Source organism: Paenisporosarcina sp. TG-14, assembly GCF_000297555.1.
Taxonomy (GTDB): Bacteria; Bacillota; Bacilli; order Bacillales_A; family Planococcaceae; genus Paenisporosarcina; species Paenisporosarcina antarctica.
The window spans coordinates 1-14,557 of sequence record NZ_AMGD01000064.1; the positions used below are offsets into that span (position 1 = coordinate 1).

At 35.9% G+C, this 14,557-nt stretch carries 13 protein-coding genes and 2 pseudogenes; 3 read left to right on the forward strand and 12 right to left on the reverse strand.

From position 1 onward, the window contains the following. Positions 1 to 136 precede the first annotated feature (136 nt). The 8 genes and pseudogenes from C406_RS0115840 to C406_RS21290 form a co-directional block, all read right to left on the reverse strand. Positions 137 to 1,351, reverse strand: coding sequence for a NupC/NupG family nucleoside CNT transporter (locus C406_RS0115840; RefSeq protein ID WP_017381637.1), 1,215 nt, complete (start codon positions 1,349 to 1,351; stop codon positions 137 to 139). A gap of 292 nt (positions 1,352 to 1,643) precedes the next feature. Beyond that, a complete protein-coding gene (locus C406_RS0115845; RefSeq protein WP_017381638.1) occupies positions 1,644 to 1,877 on the reverse strand; it encodes a hypothetical protein in 234 nt (77 codons plus the stop codon). Between the two features lie 20 nt (positions 1,878 to 1,897). After that, positions 1,898 to 3,156 (reverse strand): annotated as a pseudogene (locus tag C406_RS21420) (Ger(x)C family spore germination protein). Beyond that, positions 3,101 to 4,714: a spore germination protein gene (locus C406_RS0115855; protein ID WP_017381641.1), complete on the reverse strand. Its 1,614-nt coding sequence runs from the start codon at positions 4,712 to 4,714 to the stop codon at positions 3,101 to 3,103. The pseudogene C406_RS21420 and the gene C406_RS0115855 overlap by 56 nt, the downstream one beginning before the upstream one ends. Positions 4,715 to 4,803: 89 nt before the next feature. Next, a complete protein-coding gene (locus tag C406_RS19695; protein WP_051005514.1) occupies positions 4,804 to 5,580 on the reverse strand; it encodes a GerAB/ArcD/ProY family transporter in 777 nt (258 codons plus the stop codon). 8 nt (positions 5,581 to 5,588) lie between these two features. Then, positions 5,589 to 5,903, reverse strand: a complete 315-nt coding sequence (locus C406_RS21115) for a GerAB/ArcD/ProY family transporter (RefSeq protein WP_051005515.1) — start codon at positions 5,901 to 5,903, stop codon at positions 5,589 to 5,591. Positions 5,904 to 6,114: 211 nt separating this feature from the next. Then, positions 6,115 to 6,714 (reverse strand): SET domain-containing protein, encoded by a 600-nt coding sequence (locus tag C406_RS0115865; RefSeq protein ID WP_017381642.1) that lies wholly within the window; start codon positions 6,712 to 6,714, stop codon positions 6,115 to 6,117. Between the two features lie 230 nt (positions 6,715 to 6,944). Continuing rightward, positions 6,945 to 7,034, reverse strand: a pseudogene (locus C406_RS21290) (hypothetical protein); the annotation flags it as partial. Positions 7,035 to 7,210: 176 nt separating this feature from the next. Here C406_RS21290 and C406_RS0115870 point away from each other — a divergent pair. The 3 genes from C406_RS0115870 (at position 7,211) to C406_RS0115880 (ending at position 10,296) form a co-directional block, all read left to right on the forward strand. Next, the gene (locus C406_RS0115870; RefSeq protein ID WP_017381643.1) at positions 7,211 to 8,884 is read left to right on the forward strand and encodes a ribonuclease J; all 1,674 of its coding nucleotides are present in this window, start codon (positions 7,211 to 7,213) and stop codon (positions 8,882 to 8,884) included. 308 nt (positions 8,885 to 9,192) lie between these two features. Further along, on the forward strand, positions 9,193 to 9,780 hold the full coding sequence (locus C406_RS0115875) for a YiiX/YebB-like N1pC/P60 family cysteine hydrolase (protein WP_017381644.1): 588 nt from the start codon (positions 9,193 to 9,195) through the stop codon (positions 9,778 to 9,780). A 48-nt stretch (positions 9,781 to 9,828) separates the two neighbouring features. Further along, complete coding sequence (locus C406_RS0115880) at positions 9,829 to 10,296, forward strand: SRPBCC family protein (RefSeq protein ID WP_017381645.1); 468 nt, start codon at positions 9,829 to 9,831, stop codon at positions 10,294 to 10,296. A gap of 86 nt (positions 10,297 to 10,382) precedes the next feature. On the opposite strand, the gene C406_RS0115885 is transcribed toward C406_RS0115880, so the two are convergent. The 4 genes from C406_RS0115885 to C406_RS0115900 all read right to left on the reverse strand — a co-directional run bounded on the left by C406_RS0115885 (position 10,383) and on the right by C406_RS0115900 (position 14,339). Then, positions 10,383 to 11,138: a hypothetical protein gene (locus C406_RS0115885; protein ID WP_017381646.1), complete on the reverse strand. Its 756-nt coding sequence runs from the start codon at positions 11,136 to 11,138 to the stop codon at positions 10,383 to 10,385. Between the two features lie 424 nt (positions 11,139 to 11,562). Then, a complete protein-coding gene (locus C406_RS0115890) occupies positions 11,563 to 12,573 on the reverse strand; it encodes an HAAS signaling domain-containing protein (RefSeq protein WP_017381647.1) in 1,011 nt (336 codons plus the stop codon). Next, positions 12,557 to 12,904, reverse strand: coding sequence for a PadR family transcriptional regulator (locus C406_RS0115895; RefSeq protein ID WP_017381648.1), 348 nt, complete (start codon positions 12,902 to 12,904; stop codon positions 12,557 to 12,559). Before C406_RS0115895 ends, C406_RS0115890 begins: the two co-directional genes overlap by 17 nt. 268 nt (positions 12,905 to 13,172) lie before the next feature. Continuing rightward, on the reverse strand, positions 13,173 to 14,339 hold the full coding sequence (locus C406_RS0115900; RefSeq protein WP_017381649.1) for a TraB/GumN family protein: 1,167 nt from the start codon (positions 14,337 to 14,339) through the stop codon (positions 13,173 to 13,175). Positions 14,340 to 14,557 lie beyond the last annotated feature (218 nt).

Below are 14,557 nucleotides of genomic sequence, written 5' to 3' on the forward strand. Positions count from 1 at the left end.
CGCCCATGCTGGGCACACTAAAATAACCACCCTTTACATATGTAAAGGGTGGTTATTTTGGTGTTCTCGATCATAAAAAATGGAGTACCGGTTATTTATTACACCAGGCACTCCAATATAATTTAACCTTATTCGTTTAAATAAACATACCTGCAACAGCAGCACTTAGTAAAGATGCCAACATCCCTGCAGCTACAGCACGTAAACCTAGTCTTGCAATATCTGAACGGCGAGAGGGAGCAAGTGCACCTAATCCACCTAGAAGAATGGCCATCGAACTTAAATTGGCAAAACCACATAGTGCAAAACTAACTACGATTACTGTTTTTGGTGACAAGTTTGCTATTTCCGGAGCAAATGCAGCATATGCAACAAATTCATTTAAAACAAGTTTCTGTCCAATGAAACTACCTGCAGTCACAGCTTCCGACCACGGGACACCAATGGCAAAAGCAATTGGTGCGAAGACAAAACCGAGAATTTGCTCAAGTGATATAGAGTCGTATCCAAACCAGCCTCCAATACCACCTAAAATACCGTTAACCATCGCAATTAACGCAATGAACGCTAGCAACATGGCACCGACATTTAATGCCAGTTTAAGACCGTCACTGGCACCCCGAGCTGCAGCATCAATGACATTTACTGAATCTTGATCTTTTTCCATCTCAAATTCTGTTTCATCTGGTACTTCTGTTTCTGGAATCATTAATTTGGCCATGATTAACCCTGCAGGTGCAGCCATAAAGCTTGCTGCCAGTAAGTATTCAAGAGGCACACCCAGTAATGCATATCCAACAAGAACAGAACCTGCGACGGATGCTAGTCCACCTGTCATCACTGCAAATAGTTCGGATTTCGTCATTTTAGCAATGAATGGACGAATTATTAAAGGAGCTTCTGTTTGTCCAACGAAAATATTCGCTGCTGCCGAAATCGATTCAGCTTTACTTGTTCCAAGTAACCATGATAGTGCTCCACCAATAAAGCGGATTAATACTTGCATTATGCCTAAATAATACAATACTGAGATTAAGGACGAGAAGAAAATAATAACTGTTAAAACCTGAAAAGCAAAGACAAACCCGAAATTCTTAACATCCGCAGCTGGTCCAAATAGGAATGAAACTCCTTCATTAGCATAACCAATTATATTTTGTACTTTATTAGAAAACCAAACTAATCCTGCTCTTCCTGCTTCCCATTTCAACACAGTAAATGCGAAAATGATTTGAATCGTTAAACCGCCTAAAATAGTTCGATAATTAATGGATTTTTTTGCACTAGATAATAGAAATGCGATACTTAAGACAACAAATATCCCACCAATTCCCCAAATAATATTATTCACCTATGTCACCTCGTAATAGATTTTGATAAGAGAACGCTTTCTTAAGAATTAATATCACTTCATTGGTTGTCTGACGACAGACCACATATCGGAATCTTAACAAATCCGAATAAATAAGTAAATGGATATTATATGCAAGAACATAGTGTATGTGTAAAGAAAATTCAACAAAATAAAAAGAAGATACATCCTATCTCAAAATAGGATGTATCCTCTTCTTATTTTCAAACACTGCATCTAAAAGGCTGGCTTTAAGATGATGTCCTTCTGAACTAAACCATTAATCGTTTTCCTACTCTACCAACTGTGAAATAAAATCATTTAATGGTTTTAATATAAATGTAATGAAGTCAAGTGGATTTGGAATCTGTTTGTCTAGTGCCCAAAAAATACTCAAAACAACTCCTATTATAAGAAGAATGGAAAAAACAACGAGATCTTTTTTTTGTTTTTCTTTCAAAAGAGGTGGAACTTCAAAATAAGCAATTGCACCTGCTACAAGAAGAATTGCTAAACTTTTTATCATGATTCATTAGTCCTCTTTATTTATTTTTTTGAGTTACTTATAGTGCCCGTCTGGAGAATTTTCGCATCTACTTTTATATTCACTTGTAAATTAGAAAATTCCTGGTCCCAATCACCTTTAAGTTTTTTCCAAGATTTTGGATCATCTCGACGAATAGCTTCACCAAACCCATAAATATCCGATTGAAAATCTTCCTGCAAAGTGCTAATAGATGTCTCAAGGATTTTTTTTATCTCTTTTTTATAGAGCTTTTCCAACATGCTAATAGTTTCGGGTTTCGTAAGATCTAAATCACAATTCACCTCCACGATAGCTCCCTTTGAATGAAGAGTTAGATCCACTTCTGGTGTTCCATTTTTCACCTTGCCTTTGATCTCGACATTAGATTTTTTTAATTGAATAGCCATTGTTCCACCATCAGGGCAAGTTATATCTACTACTGCACCTTTTACTTGGTTTGTAATCTTGTTGTAGCCTGTACTCTCTCTTTCCGTCAACCAGCCAACAAACTTATCGTCTTTAAACACCCCTAATTCAGCTAGGCGTATAACCGCTGGTGGCTCAATCGCTTCCGTATTCTGTTTAGTCTTACCTATCTCTAGATCTCCAAAAACTTCAATACCCGTTACAACCGCTTCTCTTCCTTCATTGGCAATATCCTTAATCAAGGCATCCATAGTCACCCCTCTAGTTGAAGACCAAAATTCAGATGCTACATTTACCTTGTTAAACATATTATTTGCAGGTATAGTTTCAAGTGGCGTCATTACATTTAATAGAGTTTCTGCTTTCATGCCCTTGGCAATTAAAATAAAAAAATCTGACCTTAATTCCCGGTTTCTTGAAAAAAATCTAAAATTTCTTCAATTCCATTTTCTGCTACAGCCTCACTAATTATCAATACTCGAAGATGCCCTGGATACATTTCTCTCGGCGATTGCTTTCCTAGTTTTTGAGTGGCTTCAAATACTGTTTTTCCCTCCGCTTTTATGCTAACCACAGGTGCACTCCCTTTACTTCCTTCAACAGATACCTCCTGAGGTACAACAATTTGAGCAGAAATCAAGTATTTATTATCAGATTGACCATCAGCTTCATCAATTGCTATTGCCACTGTTATTGCCACCTCATTTATTTCTCTTCGATCCCAGCAACCTGTAAGAATAACACTGCAAATTATTAATAGAATGATTCCTTTTTTCATTGACATTCTCTTCTTTCCTTCAATTTTCATTTGGCTTTGGTTTTGCAGAAGAAGGGTCTTGCTGTTTAACCACATTTTGCTGATTGACTAAACGTGGACGTGTTGTCATTTTCCATATTGGCATTCGAATATGCGTATCCTTTTGATCTGAAAGGTTAAACGGTGCCAATGGGGCCATATATGGGATTCCAAACGAACGCAAACTACATAAATGAACAACGATACCAATTAAACCGACCATAATTCCAAATAAACCAAATGAAGCTGCGAGACCCATAAGTAGAAAACGCAACATTCGTACAGCAATTGAAATATCGTATATAGGCGATACAAAACTGCAGATGGCTGTTATGGATACCACGATTACCGTAGCAGCTGTAATCATACCAGCTTCTACCGCTGCCGTTCCAAGGACAAAAGCCCCTACAATGGACATGGTTGGACCGATTGATCTTGGCATTCTTACTCCTGCTTCTCGTAGAATTTCAAAGGTAATTTCTACGATTAACGTTTCAATAAAAGCTGGGAACGGCACACCTTCCCGTTGTTGTGATAAATTCATCAATAATGCAGTCGGTACCATTTCTTTATGAAATGTTGTAAGCGCAATAAAAACGGCTGGAGCTAGCAAAGCTATTCCATATGCAATAAAACGAAGAAACCGAATCAAACTAGCGATAAATGCTCGCTGGTAATAATCTTCAGGCGACTGAAAGAATTCGACAAATAATGCAGGGACGATAAGCACAAATGGTGTCCCGTCTATTAATATGGCTATACGTCCTTCTAAAAGTGCCGCAGCTACTGCATCTGGGCGTTCAGTATTAATAATAGTTGGAAATGGTGAATTCGGTGAATCCTCAATTAACTCCTCAATATAGCCTCCTTCAAGTATTCCATCGATATTGATTCGATCTAAACGCGTATGGACTTCTTTCACTATTTTTTCATTTACAATTCCATTTATATACATAATAGCAATATTCGTTTTTGTGTATGTACCAAGTACTTTTGTTTCGACCCAAAGATTTGGATCTTTAATTTTCCGTCGGACTAACGCGGTATTAGTACGTACATTTTCAGAGAAACCTTCTCGAGGTCCTCTAACCACCGTTTGTGAAATAGGTTCCGTAACCCCACGCTCTTCCCAATGCTTATTATCAATAACTAGACCGTGTGCATATCCATCAACTAAAAAAATCGTATTTCCGGATAACAGTGAAGTAAATAGAACATCAAAATCGGTTAAATCATTAATTTTGGATCCTGGCAGAACTGTATTTTTTATCACATGTATAAGATTTGGATCAGGGACTATTTTTTGACTTGCATTTGCATCTTGAATGTCTAGCATTAACGTTCGCATAATAAAATCTTGCAAGGAAGTTGTATCTGTTAGGCCATCTGTGTAAATAATACCTGCATTGATGGAGCCATTTTTTCCTATTTGAATCTCTCGTATAACGATATCAGTGCTTTTTCCAAGCGCATCTTTTATTTTCTTCAAATTTTCTTTAAGGCTACTATTTAGTACATTTTCCGAATCTTCCACAGGTGCTTGTGTAGTTGAATTTGAGGTTGAGTAATAGGAAGTAGACTCTATTTTGTATTTATTTTTTTTAAAAAACCCCATGAAAATCACCCCAATTTATTCATTTTTATAACAGGTCTTTCGCTCCTACTCAACTTTGCCAAATAAGTGACAAATTTATATTTAAATTATTAAGATTTAGGAACATTTTTTTTCTTAATCATACTGAGAACTAATAATAATAAAGGAAGAAAAAGTCCAAATATCAAAGCTAAAGCCGGCCAACTTTTATTAACAAAAGATATGTAGTATGCCGTGTTTGGATATGCAATAATTGACAATATAAGCAAAATTATTGCTAAGGGAATAATGACACTACGATCATTTTTTATCTGTAACGTCTGAGTCAGACATACTGCGGATGCATAAAAACAGATGCACAGTTTTATAAAGATACTGAGAATCCAAGTAAATGATGCTAATGCTTCTACGCGTTGAATGAAGTCACCTACATTTATTTTTTTAGCCAACTCATAAGACGGGTACATTGATCTTCCTGTCAAATCAGCACCTAAAACTAGGACTGTAAGTAAAGATGTAATTAGTAATATTCCTCCACCGAACAAAAATCCTGCTAAAAATCCTGTTTTACTTCCTTGTAATCGATTAATTGCAGGAAAGATCATTAAAAATGCAACAAGTTCTAAAACAGGAGTACCAATAAAGGATACAGAAGCTCTTATTATAGGCTTTACACCCTCCGCATACATTGGTTGTAAATTTTTAAAGTCGATTTGTGGCGCAATAGAAAGGATTAAAATTAGAATAAGAAGCAATAACCACGGAAACGAAAATTCTGCAGTGCGAGAGAACGTTTCTAGTCCTAGTCGCAAAGTGAAAATAACCAATATTAAAAAAAGGATATGAGTAGCAATAATTGGAGTATTTGGTAGTTGGAATGTACGCAAAAAATCTCCTATGTTGCGTAACACAAGTGCAGCAAGGAGGAAAAAAAGGAAAAATATAGAATACTTACTAACTTACCTAACCACTTACCAAGAATAACTTCACTGTATTCAGCCAAGTTCATATCAGGAAATCGGTTTCCTAATGCACTATACAAAAACACTAAAACGACTCCTACACCTATTCCAAGTAGTGCCGCAATCCACGCATCTTCTTTAGCTTCTTTAGCTAATCCAGCTGGTATTATTAATATGGAGCTCCCGACTGTAAACATCATGACTAATATAGCGAATTGATATTGTGATATTTTAACTTTCTCAATCATGTTAAAAATCCCCTTAGAAGGATATGTGATCTACTTATTATTAACATTTAAATTACAAAATATCCCCCTCTTATCCAATTCATATAGAAGTAATAACGTTTAAGTAAAATCTTCTCAAACCAAAAAGCGACAAAACCTTCTGATGGGTTTTAACGCTTTTAAGTAGCGAAATATTGACCATAATCAACCATGGTCCAAAATAACTTATATATTACCTATGATCTTGACGATTATAATAAAGGCATTTAATTGAATCCAACAAAATATTCTTTGTGGCTGCCATTCTTACTTTCCCCATGAATTCTTGTCTAATAAGAGAAAGTAGTGGTTGTTCAACTTCCTCTAAATATTTTAAAGCTTCAATTACTTTTAGGTCCCATTCTTTGTGGTATTGAAGGAGGTCATCTGGATATACTAACTTTCGTTCCGTACCTGCTTCTGGAAAACATTCAAAAGGCTCATCAATATTTAATGTTCCATAATCATCTGTTAACTGCTCCCCTGGATGAATGTCCCGAATGGCAACCTCAAATTCATAAGCTGTCCCCATACAATTAGCATGAAAACTGTGGTTCACATACCTTCCTAAATCCCAACAAAGAATATATTTACCATGTTGGTTGCGATACGCATATTTCTTTATAATTTCGCTCCTGTATTTATCCACCGTATCAACATATTGTGGTTCCAGAGTTTGATCTAGATCATCGAGTACCCACGTCACTGTCCCCTTTGGGATAAATTGAGTAGCGAATACCCCAAAACCGATCTGATCATTCATAAAACGTAGTTCTGTGTGCGGATGAATCATATCTGAGTATTCCCCTTTATATAGTTGGTTTTAACAATAGTCTATGCACCTGGGGAACGACTTGTTGAAACCTAGTCAACTTCTCACTTCTTCTTTTTGCTGTTTGAAAGAAGAAAGACTAGTAAAAAACACACTACCTGTGCCATTTACAATCAGCTGAAAGTGTGTTTTATCAGTACAACTATTATCAATGATAATAGTTGTACTATAGTTTTTTAATCTCAAGAAAATCAATAACTTGGATTTTTCACTATTTGTTGTAGTGCATTGTCAATTTTATTAAATGTAAATATAAATCCCTCTTTCTCTAACCTCTCAGGAAGAACCCAGCGATGACTACTTTCTTTTTCATATCATCCACTCATCTCTTATAAGTTCTTACTAAATAAGACGACGGAAACAGGATGCGAAAAAATTATATTTTTAATTACATATTCATAAATAGAAACGTATATGGGAATACTTTAAATAGTCATTTGATATAGGAGGATTTATTTTGAATACAACAGAAAATACATTATCAATTTTCGCCTTAGGTGGCGTAAATGAAATTGGAAAAAATATGTATGTCCTACAAGTTGAAGATGACATATTAATCATTGACTGTGGTTCTAAGTTTCCAGATGAAAGTTTACTTGGAATTGATTTAATTATCCAGGATATCTCATACCTAAAAGAAAATAAAGACAAAATTAGAGCTCTAATTGTGACTCATGGGCATGAAGATCATATTGGTGGTATCCCTCACTTTTTAAAGCAATTGAATATACCTATTTATGCCACAAGATTCACATTAGGAATAATTGAAATTAAATTAAAGGAACATGGACTTTTAAGGGCAACCGAAACTCATCTAATTGACTCACAGTCAATAATCGATTTTAATACGATAAAATGTACATTTTTTAAAACCAATCACAGTATTCCTGATTGTTTGGGGATTGTCTTTCACACATCTGAAGGTGCAATCGTACATACTGGTGACTTCAAGTTCGATTTAACGCCCGTTAATGATGAACATGCAGATATTCATGAAATGGCTGAGATTGGGAAAAAAGGAGTTCTTGTCTTATTATCAGAAAGTACCAATGCAGAACGTCCAGGTTTCACCGCATCTGAAAGCCTTGTAGGGGGACATATTGAAGATGCATTCCGCAAAGCCAGTCGCAAAGTATTCATCTCTACCTTTGCTTCAAACATCCATCGAGTTCAGCAAGTAGTAGATGCTGCACAAAAGACAAATCGCAAACTGGCATTACTCGGAAGAAGTATGGTGAATGTCGTGTCTGTCGCCATAAAACTAGGTTATTTGAATGTACCAGAAGGCATGATAATTGAAGCCAATGAAATCAATCAGATGGATCCAGAGCGAGTGGCTATTTTATGCACAGGAAGCCAAGGTGAGCCGATGGCAGCTCTTTCCCGCTTATCCACCTCCAACTATAGACAAGCAGCTATTCTGCCAGGTGATACCGTTATATTTGCAGCAACCCCCATTCCTGGTAATGAAGTAGGTGTTTCCCGTATTATCGATAATTTATTTCTTTTAGGAGCAAAAGTGATTTACGGTTCAGGGCATGACACAGGTTTGCATGTTTCAGGACATGCCTGCCAAGAAGAACTGAGACTCATGCTTACTTTAATGAAGCCTAAATACTTTATCCCTATCCATGGCGAGTATAGAATGCTACATCAACACCGAATAATAGCCGAATCTGTGGGAGTGGAAAAAGAAAATATTTTTATTATTAAAAATGGCGATGTAGTCGATGTTAATAACTCAATTGCTCGTCAGACACGGAGTGTAGCTGCTGGGAACATTTACGTAGACGGTTTAGGTATCGGTGATGTTGGAAATATTGTGTTACGAGATCGTAAGTTACTATCTGAAGATGGCATGTTGGTGACCGTCATTACACTTAGTAAAGCGGATGGTCAAATTATTACAGGTCCGGATACGATTTCGAGAGGCTTTGTCTATGCTCGTGATTCAGAAGAACTCTTGAATGAAGTCGATCGATTAGTTACTACGACCATTCAGACCGCTCAAGGTGCAAATGGCAATCAACGCAATGTGCTGAAACAAAGTATTAAAGCTACAATAGGCAAATTCTTATATGCCAAAACAAAGAGAAATCCAATGATCCTACCGATTATAATTGAAGTGTAAATAAGGCAAGAAGATAAGATGACCAAAAAGGAGTGAACTCTAGAATTTTTTAGAGTTCGCTCTTTTAATTTATTGTTTTCATCCATCCCTTTCCCTTTAAACTATCGATTAGGAAGGAGAGAGATGTGTAAATAAGCGTTGCGCTATGATAAAATCTACTTGTGTACCATAGTTAAATCCTCTGTATTGATAATGTTTTTGTTCACTTAATCATACCCGGTTTTTCTGTGGTTTTTCTGTGGTTTTTGTTATTTTAAGTTATTGCATATAACTAGCTAAATTAAATAATAAGTAGAGGAGGATTATTTATGGGAACCAGTAAATTTAACGGGTTAAACCAACTTTCTTATGAGCAAGCAATAACAGAAATTAAGACCGGTGACATTCTTTTTTGTAGTGGCCGCTATTTAGTTAGTACACTAATAAAAAAAGCTTCAGGCTCTATATTTAGTCATGCAGGTGTATTATTTTATTGGAATGATCAATTACTTGTATTAGAAAGTGTTGAAGACGATGGTGTCAGGGCGGTTTCTCTTTCACATTACCTTCACAATTATGAAAATAGCAAGAATAAATATAATGGAGAACTGTATGTAGGGCGACACGAAACAGTCAATGGCCCTAATTTTAATCAAGAAAATTTAAGCAACATGCTTGAAAAAGCTGTAAATTTACTTAATAGAAATTATGATAAAGACGAGATAGCCAAGATTATTGCACGCATTGGTTTAGGTATTGGGAGACACAAAGATGATGAGGAGTATACGTGTTCAGAATTCGTTGACGAATGCTTTAAGCAATTAAATATAGAATTCCCACGTGATTCAATGGGTTTTATTTATCCCGAACATATTGCAGCAGATTCAAATATCAATCCATTGTTTGAACTGATATAAACAAATATTGATAGATTATATGGTACACGGATGGGAGGAACCAATTAAATGAAGTGGCAAAAAGAACGCGTTTTAGATGCACCTATCAACATTGTTTGGGCTTTATTTGAAGAAGAACAAGCGCTACGTATTATGCCAAAAGTAGTCGAAAATAAGTGGATTGATAAAAACCCTGAAATGCTTGGATCTACCTACGAACAAACGTATCGAGAAGGAAAACAACAAGAATCCTATGTGGTAAAAATCGTTGAATTTGAAGATACTGTAAATCGCAAACATAAGCGAATAAAGTTTCAGCTTGCTAATGCATTCGAAATGAATCTAGCATTTACGTTGGAAAAAGTTAGTGAACAACAGACCAAATTTATTTATTCAGGGTCGAATATTGGCATAAACTTTGTGGGGCGAGTAATGCTAAAACTTGGTAGTGGAAAAAAAGGTGAGCAAGTGATTTATAATTTTCTTGATCGCGTAGAACAAGAAGCGATTTCAGATCATAAATCCTTATCTAGATAAAAATATTAAGACATAATACACAAATGAAAAGAAAAACAGGAATCCAGCAACTAAGAAAATTGCTGGATTTTTCAATGAAATAATATTTAATTTGAATCTTTATTATTTTCTTTTTGTTTTTTATTAAGCAAAAAATGTGTTAGTGATTGATCCCCAGTCATTAATTTTGAAAAATAGGAAGTCGTGTAGTTATAACCCGTGTCTATTTTTTCTGCCAGATAACTGGTTCTTTCGAAAAGAATAGCACGAAAGTGATCGATTTGCCTTAAGATTTTCTCCGTTAATGCCTCTTGGTTATCCAGTCGACTTAATAATACTTTTTGCGTATCTTCTTGCTTTGATATTTGTTGAGTTATTTGTTTTTGCAAATCAAGCTGCTCATTTACTTTTAAATCAAGTACCTCGTTTGCCAATCCCACCTTATCCAACTCAGTTACAACCTCTAGATTTGAATGACTCAATGTTTCCATTGTGTTCATCAACTCTTGTTTTAATAACAAATCATTTTCCAAAGTCACTTGGAGATTTGAATCTTTTGCATCTAATTCTTTTAACCACTCCAACACATGATTATCAACTTTCCTATGCTGAAAGTTTACTTTCTTCTGTTCACTAATTCCTTTTTGAATGTACTTCCAATGCGAGGTTTGTTTCGACTCCTGCTTTTCGAATAAATCTTTCAGTTCACTAAATGACTGATTAAGTGTCTCATTCGTTTTTTGTTGTTCCATTAATAGTTCAGATAAGTGGTCCCTTTTAAAAAATGATTGATTCTGATCAACAATATGCCCATTATTTTTCAAAATGTCCGGGTGCTTACCTGTATTAATATATAATCCCATCGTTATTTTACACCCCCTTCTCTGACACCTTGTATTATCTTATGCAATTAATTAATAAGTGGGCATTATTCATAGCTGTTGCTAAACATTATTTAGTTAGCAAACAATACTAGGGTTTTTTGAGAATGTGATCGTCTGTTATAACGGCGTAAGGTCCAAATGGTGAGAATTTTGTATTACCCCAAATACAATTCTACGAACAACAATAGGATTGCACGTTTCAATTGAAGACACAGCCTACAGTGGAAAGCACCAGGAACCGCAGCATATTATGGTGCTGACAGGGCAACTGGTGGCCACCATAACTTGAATCCTGGTGGAGTGAAACAATTAGTAGTTGATACTTACAAAGCTGCAATAGATTAAAGTAATTACCTGTCATTAATACTACTAATGCTTTAACTATTGAGTGATCTTCTCCCCCTCAAAAGTACTTCTTTGTAATCCTAGACTTACGAAAACCTTCAATGATGTCGATTACGGTAAAGATTATAAAAGTAACAATGATGCTTTGGTAAGCCCAATTTTTGACTTGTTCTGTGAATTGGGCTGTTTCATTAATGTAGGTTAGGAATGTGTCATTCCATAACTCGTTGTTGCTGATAATAACGATGAAAGCGACAAGTATAGTCATTTGTAAAAGCGCATTTACCACAGCGACTTTCTTCGTCCATTGTCCTGCAAAGCCTTTGTAGATAGCAAAAGCTACTTCTAAAACAATAACTAGCGTCACTAGAGGCCAATATGAAAATAAAACTTCTTGATTGAAAGCAGATGAAATAAACTTAAAGCCATCTGATTGACTTTCGTAAATACCGAATAAACTCGACGCATTGAAATAAACGGACGCCCAAATCGCTGTCCACAAAAAGCTGCCAAACACATGTAATTTTGTTATGGCCTTTTTCTTTGGAATGTACGAGATATTCTTTAAATCGTCCGGTGTCCATTTCTTGAAGTTCATGGTCAATGGAATATTGTCTCTAACTTTGTCCGTTCGTTCGATAATGGCAAAGATTAACGTAATCCAAAAAGCTGTTTGCATACCTGTAATAAGAAGTTGCCAAATTCCTTTTGACACAATGCTAAAAATTATACTGTAAAGTGCCTCTTCTCCGGTAGAAGTGACAATAGTCTTGCCAATCAACGTTATAAGCGAAATCGCTAATGTAATCGGTATAATAATTTTTAACAAACTTGTATATACATCAAAGTATTTCGGACCAATGAGATGCATTGGTCGATCCAAGTAACCATTTGCCAAGACAGCAGGATTTCCAAGTTGTGAAAGGATAGCTTTAACATCTTCTTCTAATACCTCTTCAGGTAACATATCCTCGATTGTTGAACGCAACTCCAGTGCAATATCTTCCCTCATTTCTTCGGGGAGCCTTCGCGTGACTTCCTGAATATACAAATCAATCTGTTTCAACATGATTCTCTCCTTTCAACAATAGATATAACTCCTGTGAAGTTTTTTCCCATTCGTTTTTCAGTTGTTCGAAAGTCTCTGTACCGTATTCATTTAGCACATAATACCTGCGCGGTCTGCTTTCAGTTTTATCCCACGAGCTCGTCACTAGTTCTTGTCTTTCTAGGCGGCGAAGCAATGGGTAGAGCGTGCTTTGGTCAATCGTAATACCGCAGCTCTCCAGGCGTTGGGCGAGAGAATAGCCATATTGGGGAGTCCGTAACTGGCTTAAAACAGCCAGTGTCAATGTTCCTCTACGTAATTCAGTGGTCAATGAATTTTGAAGATTGCTCATATATTCACCTCATCTTTAATACTGTGCGTTGTACACTATATATTATACAGCTTATATTAATTATAATGATGCACTTGGCAAATATATTTAATAAGAAAATACATAAGTAGAGATTGACGTTTGATTTGGCAATATGTAAGACATAATCAGCATTTTCCAACTGGCTATGTTTATTACTTTTCGCCCATCTCCCCATAAACTACAAAAGAAAAAGGCCAAACGAAAAATACTCGTTTGGCCTACTTTTAAATTGTAAAACAGTGCTCTTCTAAAAACTTTTTAAGAAGACCCGTATGACCTCGGTTCCTCCAATAATAGTTCCTAAAGTGCTTCCTAAGTTGGTTAGGACGACCACAAGTAGGATGCGCGTGACCTTATTGTCCCAAAACCCTTTTATAGTAAACACATCTTCTGAAAGCGTCTCAAAGTCCCCAACGTTCGGTCGACGGATATAGGCTTGAACAATTCCCGAAACCCAACCAGCTGCTAGCAGTGGATATAGTGAGGTTATTGGCGCTGCAATAAAGGCTGACAATATGGCCAGTGGATGTCCAAAAGCAACAGCAGCACCAATGGCTGCTAAGGTTCCATTCCACAAAATCCAGCTTAACGCCTGATCGAAACCAGCAGAAGGATTAGCAAAGAAAGTATAAGCAATAACTGAAATAATGAGCAGTGGAATTGCCCAACCAATAATTTTTGGAACAATGGATTTAGGAGGTTTTTGAGACAAGACTTCTAAATCATGTTCCTTATAAATTTCTACTTTAATTCCAGGAATATGTGCCGCTCCCAGAACCGCTACTACTTTATCTCCAGGTGCATCCTTAATTTTCTGAGCTAAATATTGATCTCGTTCATCAATTAACGGTGTTTTTAACTTTGGAAATGATTTCGTGAATTCAGCAAGAATCGTGTTTAGCGTATCTTGAGATTTCATTTTTTCAAGGTCTTCTTCAGAAATCGTATCTTTGCTGAAAATGCTTAAGAAAATCGCAGAAAGAAGTTGCGCCTTACCAGACAGCCCGATATTATGCCAAATTCGGGAAAAAGTAATTTGTATATTTCGATCAGCTAACACAAGATTTGCACCTGTCTCTTTTGCTGATTCAATCCCTTGAATCATTTCCTGACCAGGTTTAATATCAAATTGTTTTGCTAAACGATTTTGAAATGAAGAAATCGCTAAATTCATCAAAAGTAATGTCGCTTTCTTCTCTTTAATGACCTTAAAAATATCCATTTCTCTCCATTTATTGCTATCCATAACAGACTGATATCGTTGTTCATCCAACTCTATACAAACTGAATCAGGTCTCTCTCTTTCGATCACTTCTTTAACTTGCTCTGCACTTTGCTTCGATACATGAGCCGTTCCGATTAGGATCAACTCTTTACCATTTAAATTAATACGAGTAATGTTTTCTTCCGTCATAAACGACTTCCTTAATAGAATTTATTTCTTCTTCGCAATCTGGTATCCAGGATTACTTAAAGACTGTCTATTGTTAATAATGAATTAGATTAGGAAAAATTTCAATTAAGTTTCATTTATTAATTGGTGAAAGTTTTCTGGGAAATTTTTCTTTACGATTTATTTAAGCGTTTATCCCAATAGAATTTTTCTAACTGTAAATTGTCAACTCAAGTCGA